This window comes from Pseudomonas sp. IPO3774 (assembly GCF_013386835.1).
Lineage (GTDB): Bacteria > Pseudomonadota > Gammaproteobacteria > Pseudomonadales > Pseudomonadaceae > Aquipseudomonas.
In genome coordinates this window covers 61,110-78,497 of sequence record NZ_JACAQY010000013.1, presented here as the reverse complement: position 1 = coordinate 78,497, position 17,388 = coordinate 61,110, and the positions used below count along the sequence as shown (strand labels likewise).

Below are 17,388 nucleotides of genomic sequence, written 5' to 3'. Positions count from 1 at the left end.
AGCCCGCTCCCACATTGACCGAGTCGTTTATTCGGCCTTTTTCACCGGTTTGCTCGCATCCATCCCGAACCACTTCTCCGACAACGCCGTCAGCCGGCCATCGGCCTTAATCCGTTGCAGAGCCTTGTCCAGGCTGGCCTTGAACGCCGGGTTACCCTTCTGGAACGGAATCGCCAGGCTCAGCGTCGGGCCGACGTCTGCGCCTTCCTTCACCGGCAGCTGGCTGTCGCGAATCGCGTAGGGAATCAGCAGCCGATCACTGATGGCGGCATCGATCTGTTGATCGGCAACGTCCTTGATCGGCTGCCTGGCATCGGCATAGCTGCGCAAATCAACGCCCTCGGCGGTGCGCGCCTGCTCCACAAACTGGCTGCCCTGGGCCACGCCCAACGCCTTGCCCTTGAGCGCCGCAAAGCTGCCCAACGGGCGCTGTTCCTGCTTGCGCACGATCAGCTGTGCGCTGGAGTAGCTGTAGGGCTCGCTGAAGTCGAAACGATCCGCCAGTTCAGGAGTCATAGCGATATGGTTGATGGCCACGTCGTACTTGGCGCTTTCCACGCCGGGCAGCAACTCGGCGGCATCGACAGTGATAAAGGAGGGGCGTACGTCCATTTCCTTGGCCAGCAACTCACCCAGCTCCACTTCAAAACCGGTGAGTTTGTCGCCTTCCTTGAAGTTGAAGGGCGGGGTGTTGGCTTCCATTGCGATGCGCAGTTCCCCGCGGTCAAATACATCGTCGATCAGTTCGGCATGGGCCAAGGGACTTGCAAGGGGCAGTAAAAGTAACAGGCCAGGCAGGAAACGCATGGTCGCTCCTAAAGAATTCGAATGAGCGAAGCGTTGTTCAGGCTCGCTTTGCTATGGTGTTGAATGCCTTGGACAGCAATTTGTCGCGAAGTTGTCATAACCCTACAGATTTCCCGGAAAAACTGGAGAAGTGAATGAAAGCCTTTTTGACCCGTGCAACCCTGGCCAGCCTATTGCTGGGCGCTTCGATGCTGGCGACCGCTGCTGATGGCATCCCGCGCAGCGCTCCACCAGAAGGTGCCAAAGTGTTCATCGTGTCGCCCAAAGATGGCGCCACCGTCGATAAAACCTTCACCGTGAAATTCGGCATGGAAGGCCTGAAACTGGCCCCGGCCACCAGCCAGGACCCGGGCACCGGCCACCACCACCTGCTGATCGACCAGAAAGAATTGCCGGATGCCAGCGTGCCGATCCCGGCCACCGATACCGTGATCCACTACGGCAAGGCACAGACCGAAACCGAGCTGACCCTCACCCCAGGCAAGCACACGCTGCAACTGGTAGCCGGCGACAAACTGCACATGCAGTTCAACCCGACTGTAGCCTCGAAAGTCATCACGGTTAACGTCAAGTAAGATTTGTTCAGACAAAAAAAGGGAGACCCGAGGGTCTCCCTTTTTTATGCGCGTTTAGCGATTAGAACAACACGCGGCTACGGATAGTGCCGTTGATGTGCTGCAGCTTCTCTTGCGCCAGGTCCGAATACTCGGCGTCTACGTCGATAACCACGTAGCCGACTTTCTCGTTGGTCTGCAGGAACTGACCGGAAATGTTGATGCCGTTTTCCGCGAAGACCTTGTTGATCTCCATCATCACGCCAGGGATGTTCTGGTGGATGTGCAGCAGACGGTGCTTGCCAGGGTGCGCCGGCAGAGCCACTTCCGGGAAGTTGACCGAGGACACCGACGTACCGTTGTCGCTGTACTTGACCAGTTTCTCCGACACTTCCAGGCCGATGTTGGCTTGGGCTTCAGCGGTGGAACCGCCGATGTGCGGGGTCAGGATCACGTTGTCCAGGCCACGCAGCGGGCTTTCGAAGATGTCGTCGTTAGAGCGCGGCTCTACCGGGAACACGTCGATGGCGGCGCCGATCAGGTGCTTGTCCTTGATCGCGTCGGCCAGGGCGTCCAGCTCGACCACGGTGCCGCGTGCAGCGTTGATCAGGATCCCGCCCTTCTTGATGGCGCGGATTTCCTTCTCGCCGATCATCCACTGGGTCTCAGCGGTTTCCGGTACGTGCAGGGTCACGATGTCGGACATGCCCAGCAGCTCGGTCAGGCTCGACACCTGAGTGGCGTTACCCAATGGCAGCTTGGTCAGGGTGTCGTAGAAGAACACCTGCATGCCCAGGCCTTCGGCCAATACCGACAGTTGAGTACCGATCGAACCGTAACCGACGATACCCAGCTTCTTGCCGCGGATTTCGAAGGAGTTGGCTGCGCTCTTGATCCAGCCGCCACGGTGGCAGGAAGCGTTCTTCTCGGGAATACCGCGCAGCAACAGGATCGCCTCGGCCAATACCAGCTCAGCAACGGAGCGGGTGTTGGAGTACGGTGCGTTGAACACCGCGATGCCGCGCTCGCGCGCTGCGTTGAGGTCGACCTGGTTGGTGCCGATGCAGAAACAGCCGACAGCTACCAACTTCTTGGCGTGATCGAAGATCTCTTCGGTCAGCTGAGTGCGGGAGCGAATGCCGATAAAGTGCGCGTCGGCGATCTTTTCCTTGAGCTGGGCTTCCGGCAGAGAACTGGTGATGTACTCAATGCTGGTGTACCCGGCGGCCTTCAGGACTTCGACGGCCGATGGGTGGACGCCTTCCAGAAGAAGGAACTTGATCTTGCTCTTATCGAGAGAAGTCTTGCTCATCTGCGTAAACCTGTATCCCGGAGAAAAATGGCAGGGAATCGGATCACGTAAGCTGACCCGGACGGCAGGAAAGCCGTCACCGCAGAACGCCCTTGGGCACTATCCTGCGGGGGCGGTATGCTAGCATACGTGCCCCGCTAAACACCCATTCCTGCGACGTGAAGCGTTCTCAGGATGACCATGAATTGTTCGAGAGTTCTGTCGATGACCCATCCTGCCCTGATTGATGAGCTGAAGACCCTGGTTGAGCCTGGCAAGGTCCTGACCGATGCTGACTCCCTTGAGGCTTATGGCAAGGACTGGACCAAGCATTTCGCGCCGGCCCCGGTGGCCATCGTCTTCCCGAAGACCACCGAGCAGGTGCAGGCCATCGTCCGTTGGGCCAATGAGCACAAGGTCGCGCTGGTGCCGTCCGGTGGCCGTACCGGCCTGTCGGCCGCTGCCGTCGCTGCGAATGGCGAAGTGGTTGTGTCGTTCGACTATATGAACCAGATTCTCGACGTGAACCTCACCGACCGCACCGCCGTGTGCCAGCCGGGTGTGGTCACCAAGCAATTGCAGAACGTCGCCGAAGAAAAAGGCCTGTACTACCCGGTGGATTTCGCCTCGTCGGGTTCCAGCCAGATTGGCGGCAATATCGGCACCAATGCCGGCGGGATCAAGGTCATTCGCTACGGCATGACCCGTAACTGGGTCGCCGGTATGAAAGTCGTCACCGGCAAGGGCGACCTGCTGGAGTTGAACAAAGACCTGATCAAGAACGCCACCGGCTACGACATGCGCCAGCTGTTCATCGGCGCTGAAGGCACCCTGGGCTTTGTGGTCGAAGCGACCATGCGCCTGGACCGGGCGCCGAAAAACCTCACCGCCATGGTGCTCGGCACCACCGATTTCGACTCGATCATGCCGGTGTTGCACGCCTTCCAGAGCAAGCTGGACCTGACCGCCTTCGAATTCTTTTCCGACAAGGCCCTGGCCAAAGTCCTCGGTCGCGGCGACGTGCCGGCGCCGTTCGAGTCCGACTGCCCGTTCTACGCGCTGCTGGAATTTGAAGCGACCACCGAAGAAGTGGCCAACGATGCCCTGGCCACGTTCGAACACTGCGTCGAGCAGGGCTGGGTGCTGGACGGCGTGATGAGCCAGAGCGAAACCCAACTGCACAACCTGTGGAAGCTGCGCGAGTACATCTCCGAGACCATCTCCCACTGGACGCCGTACAAGAACGACATTTCGGTGACTGTGTCGAAAGTACCGGCCTTCCTCAAGGAAATCGACGCGATTGTCGGCGAACACTACCCGGACTTCGAAATCGTCTGGTTCGGCCACATCGGCGACGGCAACCTGCACCTGAACATCCTCAAGCCGGAAAACCTGAGCAAGGACGAGTTCTTCGCCAAGTGCGCCACCGTCAACAAGTGGGTGTTCGAGACCGTACAGAAATATAACGGCTCGATCTCCGCCGAACACGGCGTGGGCATGACCAAGCGCGATTACCTGACCTACAGCCGCTCGCCGGTTGAAATTGAATACATGAAGGCAGTGAAAGCGGTGTTCGACCCGAACGGGATCATGAACCCGGGCAAGATTTTCGCTGTTTAACAGTCCCTGAAGGAGTCGGTCCATGAGCTACCAGCACAAGTATGTCGACGGCACCAATATTCACTTTCCCCTGGGGAAGGTGGTGTGCATCGGGCGTAACTACGCCGAACACGCCAAGGAACTGGATAACCCGGTACCGACCGAGCCGCTGCTGTTTATCAAGCCCGGCAGTTGCGTAGTGGCACTGGAAGGCGGTTTTGCCATCCCTACCGAGCGCGGTTCGGTGCATTACGAAGCGGAAATCGCGGTGTTGATCGGCAAGCCGTTGTCGGCCAAACCGAGCCGCGAGGAAGTGCTGGACGCCATCTCCGGCTTCGCCCCGGCCCTGGACCTGACCCTGCGGGACAAACAGGCCGAGCTGAAAGCCAAGGGCCTGCCGTGGGAAATCGCCAAGTCGTTTGACGGTGCGGCGGTGATTGCCCCGTTCGTGGTCGGCAGCACTTTCCCGGATGTGACGGATATCGGCATCCGCCTGACCATCAACGGCGAAGTGCGCCAGGACGGCAACAGCGCGATCATGCTCAACCCGATCATCCCGATGATCCAGTACATGGCCGGCTGCTTCTCGTTGCAGGCCGGGGATGTGATCCTCACCGGTACGCCGGCAGGCGTGGGCCCGCTGAATGTGGGTGACGAGCTGGTGCTGGAATTGCCGGGTGTGAGCCGCTTCGAAAGCAGCGTTCGCTGAATACCTGGCGAAACGCGGTCAAAAATGTGGGAGCGGGCTTGCTCGCGAAAGCGGTGTATCAGTGACAGATTCAGTGACTGATACTCCGCATTCGCGAGCAAGCCCGCTCCCACATTTGATCTGTGTACTGCCACCCAATCGGGTTTTTGCATTTTTTTCACACCCCATCCGGATAATCCTCAGCCTCCTGCGCGCGGACCTTTTGATCCTGTGCTATCCCCTAAAGCTGACTTTCTGGAAAGCGTAATGGCCGTGCCTCTCCCATCCGTAAAACCCACGTTTCGTTCACGCCTTGCCATGCGCTGGTATTCCTGGCTGTTCCTCGCCGGCGCGATCATTTACGGCGTGGCCTGGGCGATGCACTGGGACGACCGCGGTGTGTTGTGGCTGGCGGAGGGTTTCGAAACCCCGGCCGAGCGCCTGGAAAGCGTCTGGCTCCCCGACTACCACGCGGTGATCGACGCCAAGCTGCTGCCCGGCATGGAGAAGGACGAAGCCTCGGACCTCACCTACAACCCGCTGACCAAGACCCTGTTCTCGGTGATGGGCAAGAACCCGTTCCTGGTTGAACTGACCCTGCAAGGCGACGTGCTGCGCAAGATGCCGCTCAACGGCTGGAACAACCCGGAGGGCGTGACCATGATGGAAAACGGCCTGATGGCCGTGGTCGATGAGCGCCAGCACAGCCTGACCATCGTCAAGGTCGACCCGCAGACCCAGCAGTTGAACAAAGCCGACTTCCCGTCCTATGACCTGGGCCCGTCCAAGGACCAGAACAAAGCCTTTGAGGCGGTGACCTGGGACAAGCGCAACCAACAGCTGATCCTCGGCGAAGAGCGCCCACCGGCCCTGTTCACCTGGAAAAGCGACGGCAGCCAGACCCTCTCCGGCGCCAAGCAAAAGCTCGCCAGCACTGAACTGGACATGCGCAACCTGTCGGCGCTGACCGTCGACCCGCGTACCGGCCACCTGCTGGCGCTGTCGGCGGACTCCCATCTGTTGCTGGAACTGGACGAGAAGGGCGAGCAGGTCAGCTTCATGACCTTGCTGGGTGGCTTCAATGGCTTGAAGAGCACCATCCCGCGTGCCGAAGGCGTGACCATGGACGAGAACGGCACGCTGTATATGGTCAGCGAGCCGAACCTGTTCTATCGCTTCGAGAAGCAGGCGCAGTAGTTCGATTACGTCAGATTTCTCTCTATCTGCGGCATCCGCCAGACACCCGGGGCGTTTAAGTTTAAATTCAGGCGACCGTGATATTCATTCGCCAGTTTTTACTCTGAGCCCCGCCCGATGCGTCGACTTGCCCGCCCCAAACCTGCTTTTTTTATCCTGATCCTGATCGCCCTGGTGGCGTGCGGTGTGGTTGCCCAGCAATTGCGCCTGTTTGAGCGTGCCTGGTTCAACTGGCAATCCTGGCGCAATCCCGCCGGGGAGCACTCCATTGGCCTTGGGGATTACCGGGTGGCCCTGGAGGCGCAGGTGATCGACGGCCTCAACGACGATGTCTCGGCACTGACCTTTGATCCGGTGCGCAACAGCCTGTTTACCGTGACCAACAAGAACGCTGAGCTGGTCGAACTGTCCCTGGACGGCAAAATCCTGCGGCGCATTGCGCTGGTGGGGTTTGGCGATGCCGAGGCCGTGGAGTACATCAGCGACAACACCTACGTGATCAGCGACGAACGCCAGCAGCGGCTGATCAAGGTCCACGTGGATGACGACACCCAATTCCTCGATGCCGCCGACGCCGAGCAAATGACCCTCGGCGTGCACCTGGGCGGCAACAAGGGCTTCGAAGGCCTGGCCTATGACTCGGTGGGCAAGCGCCTGTTTGTGGCCAAGGAACGCGACCCGATGCTGATCTACGAGGTCCACGGCTTTCCGCATTTCAAACCGGAAAAAACCTACTCGGTGCACGTGATCAACAACCCCAAGCGCGATGCCGGGTTGTTTGTGCGCGACCTGTCGAGCCTGCAATACGACGAGCGTAGCGGTCATCTGCTGGCGCTGTCGGATGAGTCATTTTTGGTGCTGGAACTGGATATCGACGGTCGCCCCCTGAGCAGCCTGTCGCTGCTCAAGGGGCGCCATGGCCTGAAGCAGCGCGTGCCTCAGGCCGAGGGGATCGCCATGGACAACGACGGCACGTTGTACATGGTCAGTGAGCCCAATCTTTTCTATGTATTCAAAAAAACCAAGTCTTGAGTCATGTGCAGAACAAATGTGGGAGCGGGCTTGCTCGCGAATGCGGTGTATCAGGCGCCATATTCAGTGACTGACACTGCGCATTCGCGAGCAAGCCCGCTCCCACACGGGTTTTGCATTACGCCTTAAGCGTTTTTACGCCTTCCGGGGTGCCCAGCAGCAGTACGTCAGCCGGACGGGCCGCAAACAAACCGTTGGTGACGACGCCGACGATCGCGTTGATCTGGCGCTCCAGTTCCACCGGGTTGGTGATCTGCATGTTGAACACGTCGATGATGATGTTGCCGTTGTCGGTCAGCACGCCTTCGCGGTACACCGGGTCGCCGCCCAGTTTCACCAGTTCGCGGGCCACGTGGCTGCGGGCCATCGGGATCACTTCCACCGGCAGCGGGAACGCGCCGAGTACCGGCACCAGTTTGCTGGCGTCGGCAATGCAGATGAAGGTCTTGGCCACGGCCGCAACGATCTTCTCGCGGGTCAGGGCTGCGCCGCCGCCCTTGATCAGGTTCAGGTGTGCGTCGCTTTCATCGGCGCCGTCGACGTAGAACTCCAGGTCGCTGACGGTGTTCAGCTCGTACACCGGAATACCGTGGCCCTTGAGCCGCGCAGCGGTGGCTTCGGAGCTGGCAACCGCGCCGTCGAACGCGCCCTTGTGCAGGGCCAGCGCATCGATAAAGCAATTGGCGGTGGAACCGGTGCCGACACCGACGATGCTTTTATCGTCGAGTTTAGGAAGGATTAAATCGACGGCGGCCTGGGCCACTGCCTGTTTGAGTTGATCCTGGGTCATGCGGGCTCCGGAACGGGCGGGGAGTAAAGAGGGGCGCGAGTATAACCCAACAAAACCTCGGTTTTCGTGTGGTCGCCCGGCCAAACGCTGGGTTAGACTCCTTGGCCCTGCCCAACCCGCCCAGTGATGCTTTCCGATGCTTGAACAGTACGTCAAAAAGATCCTCACCTCGCGCGTTTACGACGTTGCCGTAGAAACCCCGCTGCAGACCGCCCGCCAGCTCTCCGAGCGGCTGGGCAACAAGGTCTGGCTCAAGCGCGAAGACTTGCAGCCGGTGTTCTCGTTCAAGATTCGCGGTGCCTACAACAAGCTGACCCAACTGAGCGCCGAAGAACGTGCGCGCGGCGTAGTCACCGCTTCGGCGGGCAACCATGCCCAGGGCCTGGCCCTGGCGGCCAAGGTGCTGGGGGTCAAGGCCACCATCGTGATGCCCAAGACCACCCCCGAGATCAAGGTCGAAGGCGTGCGTTCCCGTGGCGGCAAAGTGGTGCTGCACGGGGATTCTTTCCCGGAAGCCCTGGCGTATTCGCTGAAGCTGGTCGACGAAAAAGGCTACGTCTACATTCACCCCTACGATGATCCGCACACCATTGCCGGGCAGGGCACCGTGGCGATGGAGATCCTGCGCCAGCACCCGGGGCCGCTGGACGCGATTTTCGTCCCGGTGGGCGGCGGCGGCCTGATTGCCGGTATCGCGGCCTACGTGAAATACCTGCGGCCCGAAATCAAGATCATCGGCGTCGAGCCGGACGACTCCAACTGCCTGCAAGCCGCCATGGCGGCGGGCGAGCGCGTGGTATTGCCGACCGTGGGCATCTTCGCCGACGGCGTGGCAGTGGCGCAGATCGGCCAGCACACCTTCGACATCTGCAAGGACTACGTGGATGAAGTGATCACCGTCAGCACCGATGAAATCTGCGCGGCGATCAAGGACATCTACGACGACACCCGCTCCATCACGGAGCCGGCTGGCGCCCTGGGCGTGGCGGGCATCAAGAAGTACGTCGAGACCCGTGGCATCACCGGGCAAACCCTGGTGGCCATCGATTCCGGGGCCAACGTCAACTTCGACCGCCTGCGCCATGTGGCCGAGCGCGCCGAGCTGGGTGAAGGCCGCGAAGCCATCATCGCCGTGACCATCCCCGAGAAGCCGGGCAGCTTCAAGGCCTTCTGCGAGGCCGTGGGCAAGCGCCAGATCACCGAATTCAACTACCGCTACCACTCTGGTCGCGAGGCGCACATTTTTGTCGGCGTGCAGACCCACCCGGAAAACGACCCGCGCAGCGCGCTGATCGCCAGCCTCACCAGCCAGGGTTTTCCGGTGCTGGACCTGACGGAAAACGAACTGGCCAAGCTGCACATCCGCCATATGGTCGGTGGCCATGCGGCGCACGTCAGCGACGAGGTGGTGTTCCGCTTCGAATTCCCGGAACGTCCGGGGGCACTGTTCAACTTCCTTAACAAATTGGGCGGGCGCTGGAACATCTCGATGTTCCACTATCGCAACCACGGCGCCGCCGATGGGCGCGTGGTGGCGGGCCTGCAAGTACCGGCGGACGAGCGTCACCTGGTGCCGGCGGCGCTGGAGGCCATTGGCTACCCGTACTGGGATGAAAGTGATAACCCGGCCTACCAGCTGTTCCTCGGTTGAGCGACTACGCTGACTGGGCGGCCTTCAAGGAATCGAGAACATGGAAACGCTGACCACCCTTAAAGTTATCCACATCGCGGCCACGGTGTTGCTGCTGCTCAGCGGCCTCGCCCTGGCAGTGCTGGCCTGGCGCAAACGCAGCGCGGGGCCGGCCTATACCGTGCAGCGGCCGTGGGTGTTTGTGTGGTTGTTGATGGGCATTTGCGTGGTGAGCATGCCGTTCACCGGCTGGTGGCTGGCGCACCTGATCGGCTGGCCGCTGGGGCAAACCTGGATCCTGGGTTCCAGCGTGATCTACACCGTGGCGGCGCTGAGCTGGTTCTGGCTGGTGGTGCGGCTTAATCGGCTGCGGCTGGGCGGGGCGGGGAGTTTGAACTTCACCGTGGCGCTGGCGGTGGTGAGCCTGGTGGGGTTTGTGGCGATTGCCGGGTTGATGGGGGCCAAGCCGGTTTAAGGCTTGAGACCGAGTTGCCTCCATTCGCGAGCAAGCCCGCTCCCACATTTGACTGCATTCCAAAGGTGGAACTCGAGCAAATGTGGGAGCGGGCTTGCTCGCGAAAGCTTTATCAGCCGCGCAGGCTAATCACCGGCCAACCACGCTTCTCAGCCTCAGCCCGCAGATTCGGATCCGGATCCACCGCCACTGCATGCGTCACCTGCTCCAACAGCGGCAGGTCATTCATCGAATCGCTATAGAAGTAGCTGTCCTCCAGGTTATACCCGGTCTCTTCCAGCCAGCGATTCAAGCGCGTCACCTTGCCCTCGCGAAAGCACGGGATATCCGTACTGCGCCCGGTGTAGCGGCCATCCTGCATCTCGCATTCCGTCGCAATCAGGGTTTCAACCCCCAGTCGCTCGGCAATCGGCGCGGTCACAAAACGGTTGGTCGCGGTGATGATCACCAGCTTGTCGCCCGCCGCCCGGTGCTTGGCCAGCAACTCAACTGCCTTGGGCAGCACGATCGGCTCGATGCAGTCGCGCATGTAGTCGCGATGCCATTCATCCAGCTGGGCCATCTCGGTGCGGCCGAAGATTTCCAGGCAGAAGTTCAGGTACTCGGCGTTATCCAGCTTGCCGGCCAGGTAGTGCTGGTAGAACTCGTCGTTGCGGGCCTTGTAGGCCACCGCGTCGAGAATCCCGCGTTCACAGAGGTAATCGCCCCAGGCGTGATCGCTGTCACCCCCCAAAAGCGTGTTGTCCAAGTCGAATAAAGCCAGGCGCATTGCAGTTACTCGCTGAAAAGTCTGTAAAAAGGCGTCCAGAATACGGTCTTTTCACAAGAGTGCACATAAGGTAAGCAGCCTCGTTGCCGCTGTATCAATCTTTGTGGAACAATGCGGTGACATGCGTTTGCGAGGTTGTTGCCGTGATCGACCCCGATGGTTTCCGTCCTAATGTCGGGATTATTCTTACGAATGATGCCGGACAGGTGCTATGGGCTCGCCGTATCAACCAAGATGCCTGGCAGTTTCCTCAAGGCGGAATCAACCCCGACGAAACCCCTGAAGACGCCTTGTACCGTGAGTTGAACGAAGAAGTAGGCCTTGAACGTGAAGATGTGCAAATTCTGGCCTGCACCCGAGGCTGGTTGCGCTATCGTTTGCCGCAACGTCTGGTGCGTACTCACAGCCAACCGCTGTGCATCGGCCAGAAACAGAAATGGTTTCTCCTGCGCCTGATCTCCAACGAGCAGCGGGTGCGGATGGATTTGACCGGTAAACCGGAGTTCGATGGCTGGCGCTGGGTCAGTTATTGGTATCCGTTGGGCCAGGTGGTGACATTCAAGCGCGAGGTTTATCGTCGCGCTCTTAAAGAGCTTGCCCCGCGCCTTTTAGCGCGCGACTGACGACGGAGTTCGACCCCGAGCCATGCTCAATACGCTGCGCAAGATCGTCCAGGAAGTTAACTCCGCCAAGGATCTCAAGGCGGCGTTGGGGATTATTGTGTTGCGCGTCAAGGAAGCCATGGGCAGCCAGGTCTGCTCGGTTTACCTGCTGGACCCCGAGACCAACCGTTTTGTCCTGATGGCCACCGAGGGCTTGAACAAGCGCTCCATCGGCAAGGTCAGCATGGCGCCCAATGAAGGTCTGGTGGGCCTGGTGGGGACGCGTGAAGAACCCCTGAACCTCGAAAACGCGGCCGATCACCCGCGTTATCGCTACTTTGCCGAAACCGGTGAAGAGCGCTACGCCTCGTTCCTCGGTGCGCCGATCATTCACCACCGCCGCGTTGTCGGCGTGTTGGTCATCCAGCAGAAAGAACGCCGCCAGTTCGACGAAGGTGAAGAAGCCTTCCTTGTGACCATGAGCGCGCAGCTCGCCGGGGTTATCGCCCACGCCGAGGCCACCGGTTCGATTCGCGGCCTGGGACGCCAGGGCAAGGGCATCCAGGAAGCCAAGTTCGTCGGCGTGCCGGGTTCGCCGGGTGCTGCTGTCGGTACCGCCGTGGTCATGCTGCCGCCCGCCGACCTGGACGTGGTGCCGGACAAGACCGTCACCGACATCGACGCTGAAATCATCCTGTTCAAGACCGCCCTCGAAGGCGTGCGCAATGACATGCGCACCCTCTCGACCAAGCTGGCCACCCAGCTGCGGCCTGAAGAGCGGGCGTTGTTCGACGTGTACCTGATGATGCTCGACGACGCGTCCCTGGGCAGCGAAGTCAAGGACGTGATCAAGACCGGCCAGTGGGCCCAGGGCGCGCTGCGCCAGGTGGTCACCGATCACGTCAACCGTTTTGAATTGATGGACGACGCCTACCTGCGCGAGCGCGCCTCGGACGTGAAGGACCTCGGTCGCCGTCTGCTGGCCTACCTGCAGGAAGAGCGCTCGACCACGTTGGTGTACCCCGACAACACCATCCTGATCAGTGAAGAACTGACCGCCACCATGCTCGGCGAAGTGCCGGAAGGCAAACTGGTGGGCCTGGTCTCGGTATTGGGTTCGGGTAACTCCCACGTCGCGATCCTGGCCCGGGCCATGGGCATCCCGACGGTGATGGGCCTGGTGGACCTGCCGTATTCCAAGGTCGACGGCATCGAAATGATCGTCGACGGCTACCACGGCGAGGTCTACACCAACCCCAGCGAAGTGCTGCGCAAGCAATACGCCGAAGTGGTGGAAGAAGAACGCCAGCTGTCCCAGGGCCTCGACGCCCTGCGGGAACTGCCGTGCGTGACCCTCGACGGCCACCGCGTACCGCTGCTGGTCAACACCGGCCTGCTGGCGGACGTGGCACGTGCACAACAGCGCGGCGCCGAAGGGGTGGGCCTGTACCGCACCGAAGTGCCGTTCATGATCAACCAGCGTTTTCCGAGTGAGAAGGAGCAGCTGGCGATTTATCGCGAGCAATTGTCCGCCTTCCATCCGTTACCGGTGACCATGCGCAGCCTGGACATTGGCGGCGACAAGTCACTGTCGTATTTCCCCATCAAGGAAGACAACCCCTTCCTCGGCTGGCGCGGTATTCGCGTTACCCTCGACCATCCTGAAATCTTCCTCGTCCAGACCCGCGCGATGCTCAAGGCCAGCGAAGGCCTGAACAACCTGCGCATCCTGCTCCCGATGATCTCCGGCACCCACGAGTTGGAAGAAGCCCTGCACCTGATCCACCGGGCCTGGGGCGAAGTGCGCGACGAAGGCGCCGACGTGCCGATGCCGCCGATTGGCGTGATGATCGAGATTCCGGCGGCGGTGTACCAGGCCAAGGAGCTGGCGCGGCAGGTGGACTTCCTGTCGGTGGGCTCCAACGACCTGACCCAGTACCTGCTGGCCGTGGACCGCAACAACCCGCGGGTGGCCGACCTCTACGACTACCTGCACCCGGCGGTGCTGCAAGCCTTGCAGAACGTGGTGCGCGATGCCCATGCCGAAGGCAAGCAGGTGAGTATCTGCGGCGAGATGGCCGGTGACCCGGCGGCGGCTGTGCTGTTGATGGCGATGGGCTTTGACAGCCTGTCGATGAACGCCACCAACTTGCCGAAGGTGAAATGGATGCTGCGCCAGATCAACCTGAGCCGGGCCAAGGAGCTGCTGGCGGAGTTGATGACTATCGACAACCCGCAAGTTATCCACAGCTCGCTGCAATTGGCGCTGAAGAACCTTGGGTTGGCGCGGATGATCAACCCGGCGTCTGCAAAGAGCCTCTAACCGGATTTCAGAGCCTGCCCCCAATCGAAATGTGGGAGCGGGCTTGCTCGCGAAAGCGGTGCATCAGTCAGCTTATGTATTGGCTGACACGCCGCCTTCGCGAGCAAGCCCGCTCCCACATTTGATTTGCGTGAGGTTCAGATTTTGAGTTCAACTTCACCCAACTGCCCACCATACGGCCCAAAACTGCGCTCCACGATATGCCGCGTACCGTCGGCATTCACAATCAACGCCGTACTCGCCCGCGTCCCGTAACTGGGACTGGCAATAAACACACTCGACAGCAAACTCTCCGTCGCCAAGCCCACGCCGGTGTCCGGCAAGTCAGCAAACGGCGCGGTCTGCGGGTCGCTCAAAATCCCCAGCAAGGCTTCAGGCTGCGGATCGTCCAGCACTTCTGTCAGCGCCGCCTTGGCCTTCAACAACTTCGGCCACGGCGTATCCAGCCCTGCATTGGATAACCCATAAACCCCCGCCACCAATGGTGTCGGCGCAGATTCCTTGGCGTTGTAATGCCAAAGCTCGTCCCGCGTCCCGACCAGCAGGTTAAACCCCGCATATTCAATCGATCTGCCATTAACGTCGGCCAAATAGTCGTCAATCGACAGCGAACCGCTGAGAAAGCGCGCCACCAACTCACCCCGCGACTTGCGCGCCGGCGGCTGGTGCGGGTCACGGATATTGGTCAGCGCCGCAAAGCGCCCGTCTGCGCCAACTCCCAGCCAGGTCCCGCCCGCTTCCTGGTCCCTGCCCGCGTAAACATGGGGCGCATCCAGCCACTGGGCCAACGGCAAACTGGGCCGGGCATAAAATTCATCACGGTTGGCCGCGACGATCAGCGGCTGGGCGTGGCCCGGCCGCCAGGCGAAAACAATCAGGCACATAAGGCGATCCCTTTGTGTTTTGCCCACTCTACCCATAGAACCCTGTGCTTTGCATCCGTTAACATGCCGGTCTGTTTTCGGGGGCTCCCATGGAATTTCTGCTGTATTTGCTGCTGGGATCCTGCGCGGGCATGCTCGCCGGGCTGTTCGGCGTGGGCGGCGGCATCATTATTGTGCCGGTGCTGGTGTTCAGCTTCACCTTGCAGGGCTTCGATCCCGCGGTGCTGACCCACCTCGCTGTCGGCACGTCCCTGGCGTCTATTATCTTCACGTCGGTGAATGCGGTGCGTGAGCATCATCGGCGCGGCGCCGTGCGCTGGCCGATCTTCGTATGGATGGCCGTGGGTATCCTGCTGGGCGCGGGCGTTGGCGCGCTGACCGCCGAGGCGATCTCCGGGCCGCATCTACAGAAGATCATCGGTGTGTTCGCCCTGGTGATCGCCGTGCAGATGACCCTGGAGCTCAAGCCCAAGGCCAGCCGCCAGGTGCCGGGCAAGCTCGGCCTGACCCTGGCGGGCGGCGTGATCGGCTGGTCGTCGGCGATTTTCGGCACCGGCGGCGGTTCGTTGACCGTGCCGTTCCTGACCTGGCGCAGCGTGCCGATGCAGCAGGCAGTGGCCACTTCGTCGGCCTGCGGCTTGCCGATCGCCCTGGCCAGTGCGTTAAGTTTCATGATTCTGGGCTGGCATGATCCGCTGCTGCCCGATCATAGTCTCGGCTTTGTGTACTTGCCGGCGCTGCTGGGCATCGCCCTGACCAGCATGGTGGCGGCCCGTTTCGGCGCGCGCCTGGCGCACCGGTTGTCGCCGCGCTTGCTCAAGCGGCTGTTCGCCGGGCTGCTGTTTTGCGTAGGGCTGAATTTTTTGCTGTAACGCAGGCTTAATCGCGCACCGGCATGGTCCGATGCGCCATGACTATTGATTTAACGAGGAGTCGCAATGCTGCCTTACCCGCAGATCAACCCGGTGGCCGTGGCCATCGGTCCGCTGCAAATCCATTGGTACGGGTTGATGTACCTGATCGGCATCGGCGGTGCCTGGCTGCTGGCTTCCCGGCGCCTGAACCGTTTCGACCCGACCTGGACCAAGGAGAAGCTCTCCGACATGGTGTTCTGGATGTCGATGGGGGTCATCGTCGGCGGACGCCTGGGGTATGTGCTGTTCTACGACCTGCCAGCCTACATCGCCAACCCGACGCTGATCTTCGAGGTGTGGAAGGGCGGCATGGCGTTCCACGGCGGGTTTGTGGGGGTGATGATCGCCGCCTGGTGGTTTGGCCGGCGTAACGGTAAGTCGTTCTTCCAGCTGATGGACTTCGTCGCGCCGTTCGTGCCGATTGGCCTGGGTGCCGGGCGCATCGGTAACTTCATCAACGCCGAGCTGTGGGGCAAGCCGACTGACGTGCCGTGGGCCATGGTGTTCCCGCCGTTCAGCGACCCGGCGCAATTGCCGCGCCACCCCTCGCAGCTGTACCAGTTCGCCCTGGAAGGCGTGGCGCTGTTCCTGATCCTCTACATCTTCTCGCGCAAGCCACGCCCAACCATGGCCGTTTCGGGGATGTTCGCGTTGTTCTACGGGATCTTCCGCTTTATCGTCGAGTTCGTACGGGTGCCGGATGCGCAGCTGGGCTACCTGGCGTGGGGCTGGGTGACCATGGGTCAGATTCTCAGCCTGCCGATGATCATCGCCGGCCTGGGCCTGCTGTGGTGGGCTTACAATCGCCCGCAAGGCATCAAGAACACCGCGCTTTAAATTCGAACGCCGGGGCCCGAGGGTCCCGGCTTCAACGATACAGGTATACACATGAAGCAATATCTCGAACTACTGAACGATGTCGTGACCAATGGCCTGACCAAGGGCGACCGCACCGGCACCGGCACCAAGGCCGTGTTTGCCCGTCAGTTTCGGCATAGCTTGGCCGACGGCTTCCCGCTGCTGACCACCAAGAAGCTTCACTTCAAAAGCATCGCCAATGAATTGATCTGGATGTTGAGTGGCAACACCAACATCAAGTGGCTGAACGAAAATGGCGTGCGTATCTGGGACGAATGGGCCACCGAAGACGGCGACCTGGGCCCGGTGTACGGCGAGCAGTGGACCGCCTGGCCCACCAAGGACGGCGGCAAGATCAACCAGATCGACTACATGGTCGAGACGCTGAAGACCAACCCCAACAGCCGCCGCATCCTGTTTCACGGCTGGAACGTCGAGTACCTGCCGGACGAGACCAAAAGCCCGCAGCAGAACGCCCGGGACGGCAAGCAAGCGCTGCCACCTTGCCACCTGCTGTACCAGGCTTTTGTGCATGACGGTCATCTGTCGATGCAGTTGTACATCCGCAGCTCAGATGTATTCCTCGGCCTGCCGTACAACACCGCTGCCCTGGCGTTGCTCACCCATATGCTGGCCCAGCAGTGCGACCTGATCCCTCACGAGATCATCGTCACAACGGGCGACACCCATGCCTACAGCAACCATATGGAACAGATCCAGACCCAGCTGGCGCGCACGCCGAAGAAGCTGCCGGAACTGGTGATCAAGCGCAAACCCGCGTCGATCTACGATTACAAATTCGAAGATTTTGAAATCGTGGGCTATGACGCTGATCCGAGCATCAAGGCCGATGTAGCGATCTAAAAGCGATCTCGGTCCAAATGTGGGAGCGGGCTTGCTCGCGAATACGGTGTATCAGAAACACATTCAGTGGCTGACACACCGCTTTCGCGAGCAAGCCCGCTCCCACATTTT

17 protein-coding genes are annotated in these 17,388 nt (G+C 60.7%); 12 read left to right on the top strand and 5 right to left on the bottom strand.

Annotation, left to right across the window (positions count from 1 at the left end; translation table 11 throughout):
• Positions 1-27 precede the first annotated feature (27 nt).
• Positions 28-807 carry a transporter substrate-binding domain-containing protein gene (locus HYE77_RS06330; protein ID WP_087693266.1) on the bottom strand — a complete coding sequence of 260 codons (780 nt, stop codon included), beginning with the start codon at positions 805-807 and terminating at the stop codon, positions 28-30.
• A 134-nt stretch (positions 808-941) separates the two neighbouring features.
• Here HYE77_RS06330 and HYE77_RS06325 point away from each other — a divergent pair, with 134 nt between their 5' ends.
• Positions 942-1,382 (top strand): DUF4399 domain-containing protein, encoded by a 441-nt coding sequence (locus HYE77_RS06325; RefSeq protein WP_003213848.1) that lies wholly within the window; start codon positions 942-944, stop codon positions 1,380-1,382.
• 61 nt (positions 1,383-1,443) lie between these two features.
• Here the strand turns inward: HYE77_RS06325 and serA are convergent, their stop codons facing one another.
• On the bottom strand, positions 1,444-2,673 hold the full coding sequence (gene serA / locus HYE77_RS06320) for a phosphoglycerate dehydrogenase (protein ID WP_003213846.1): 1,230 nt from the start codon (positions 2,671-2,673) through the stop codon (positions 1,444-1,446).
• A gap of 204 nt (positions 2,674-2,877) precedes the next feature.
• On the opposite strand from serA, the gene HYE77_RS06315 reads away from it, so the two are divergent.
• The 4 genes from HYE77_RS06315 to HYE77_RS06300 all read left to right on the top strand — a co-directional run bounded on the left by HYE77_RS06315 (position 2,878) and on the right by HYE77_RS06300 (position 7,168).
• A complete protein-coding gene (locus HYE77_RS06315; RefSeq protein ID WP_003213844.1) occupies positions 2,878-4,272 on the top strand; it encodes an FAD-binding oxidoreductase in 1,395 nt (464 codons plus the stop codon).
• Between the two features lie 22 nt (positions 4,273-4,294).
• Complete coding sequence (locus tag HYE77_RS06310; RefSeq protein ID WP_003213842.1) at positions 4,295-4,960, top strand: fumarylacetoacetate hydrolase family protein; 666 nt, start codon at positions 4,295-4,297, stop codon at positions 4,958-4,960.
• A gap of 246 nt (positions 4,961-5,206) precedes the next feature.
• A complete protein-coding gene (locus HYE77_RS06305; protein WP_177068570.1) occupies positions 5,207-6,136 on the top strand; it encodes an SdiA-regulated domain-containing protein in 930 nt (309 codons plus the stop codon).
• Between the two features lie 117 nt (positions 6,137-6,253).
• Entirely contained in the window at positions 6,254-7,168 is a 915-nt protein-coding gene (locus HYE77_RS06300) for an SdiA-regulated domain-containing protein (protein ID WP_003213837.1), read from the top strand.
• A 118-nt stretch (positions 7,169-7,286) separates the two neighbouring features.
• Here the strand turns inward: HYE77_RS06300 and rpiA are convergent, their stop codons facing one another.
• Positions 7,287-7,958 (bottom strand): ribose-5-phosphate isomerase RpiA, encoded by a 672-nt coding sequence (gene rpiA, locus HYE77_RS06295; RefSeq protein WP_008438935.1) that lies wholly within the window; start codon positions 7,956-7,958, stop codon positions 7,287-7,289.
• Between the two features lie 136 nt (positions 7,959-8,094).
• Between rpiA and ilvA the strand changes: the two genes are divergently transcribed.
• The gene (gene ilvA, locus HYE77_RS06290) at positions 8,095-9,609 is read left to right on the top strand and encodes a threonine ammonia-lyase, biosynthetic (RefSeq protein WP_003213834.1); all 1,515 of its coding nucleotides are present in this window, start codon (positions 8,095-8,097) and stop codon (positions 9,607-9,609) included.
• Positions 9,610-9,649: 40 nt separating this feature from the next.
• On the top strand, positions 9,650-10,063 hold the full coding sequence (locus HYE77_RS06285) for a DUF2269 family protein (RefSeq protein ID WP_102370118.1): 414 nt from the start codon (positions 9,650-9,652) through the stop codon (positions 10,061-10,063).
• A gap of 112 nt (positions 10,064-10,175) precedes the next feature.
• Here the strand turns inward: HYE77_RS06285 and HYE77_RS06280 are convergent, their stop codons facing one another.
• Positions 10,176-10,832 carry an HAD family phosphatase gene (locus tag HYE77_RS06280; RefSeq protein WP_177068569.1) on the bottom strand — a complete coding sequence of 219 codons (657 nt, stop codon included), beginning with the start codon at positions 10,830-10,832 and terminating at the stop codon, positions 10,176-10,178.
• 143 nt (positions 10,833-10,975) lie between these two features.
• On the opposite strand from HYE77_RS06280, the gene HYE77_RS06275 reads away from it, so the two are divergent.
• Both HYE77_RS06275 and ptsP read left to right on the top strand, forming a co-directional pair.
• On the top strand, positions 10,976-11,455 hold the full coding sequence (locus HYE77_RS06275; RefSeq protein WP_003176750.1) for an RNA pyrophosphohydrolase: 480 nt from the start codon (positions 10,976-10,978) through the stop codon (positions 11,453-11,455).
• Between the two features lie 22 nt (positions 11,456-11,477).
• Positions 11,478-13,757, top strand: a complete 2,280-nt coding sequence (gene ptsP, locus HYE77_RS06270) for a phosphoenolpyruvate--protein phosphotransferase (RefSeq protein ID WP_003213828.1) — start codon at positions 11,478-11,480, stop codon at positions 13,755-13,757.
• A gap of 137 nt (positions 13,758-13,894) precedes the next feature.
• Here the strand turns inward: ptsP and HYE77_RS06265 are convergent, their stop codons facing one another.
• Positions 13,895-14,641, bottom strand: coding sequence for an NRDE family protein (locus HYE77_RS06265; protein ID WP_003213826.1), 747 nt, complete (start codon positions 14,639-14,641; stop codon positions 13,895-13,897).
• Between the two features lie 89 nt (positions 14,642-14,730).
• On the opposite strand from HYE77_RS06265, the gene HYE77_RS06260 reads away from it, so the two are divergent.
• From HYE77_RS06260 to HYE77_RS06250, 3 genes are all read left to right on the top strand, one after another.
• Positions 14,731-15,513 carry a sulfite exporter TauE/SafE family protein gene (locus HYE77_RS06260; protein ID WP_003213825.1) on the top strand — a complete coding sequence of 261 codons (783 nt, stop codon included), beginning with the start codon at positions 14,731-14,733 and terminating at the stop codon, positions 15,511-15,513.
• A 66-nt stretch (positions 15,514-15,579) separates the two neighbouring features.
• Positions 15,580-16,392, top strand: coding sequence for a prolipoprotein diacylglyceryl transferase (gene lgt, locus HYE77_RS06255; protein ID WP_003213823.1), 813 nt, complete (start codon positions 15,580-15,582; stop codon positions 16,390-16,392).
• A 51-nt stretch (positions 16,393-16,443) separates the two neighbouring features.
• The gene (locus HYE77_RS06250) at positions 16,444-17,277 is read left to right on the top strand and encodes a thymidylate synthase (RefSeq protein WP_003213821.1); all 834 of its coding nucleotides are present in this window, start codon (positions 16,444-16,446) and stop codon (positions 17,275-17,277) included.
• Positions 17,278-17,388 lie beyond the last annotated feature (111 nt).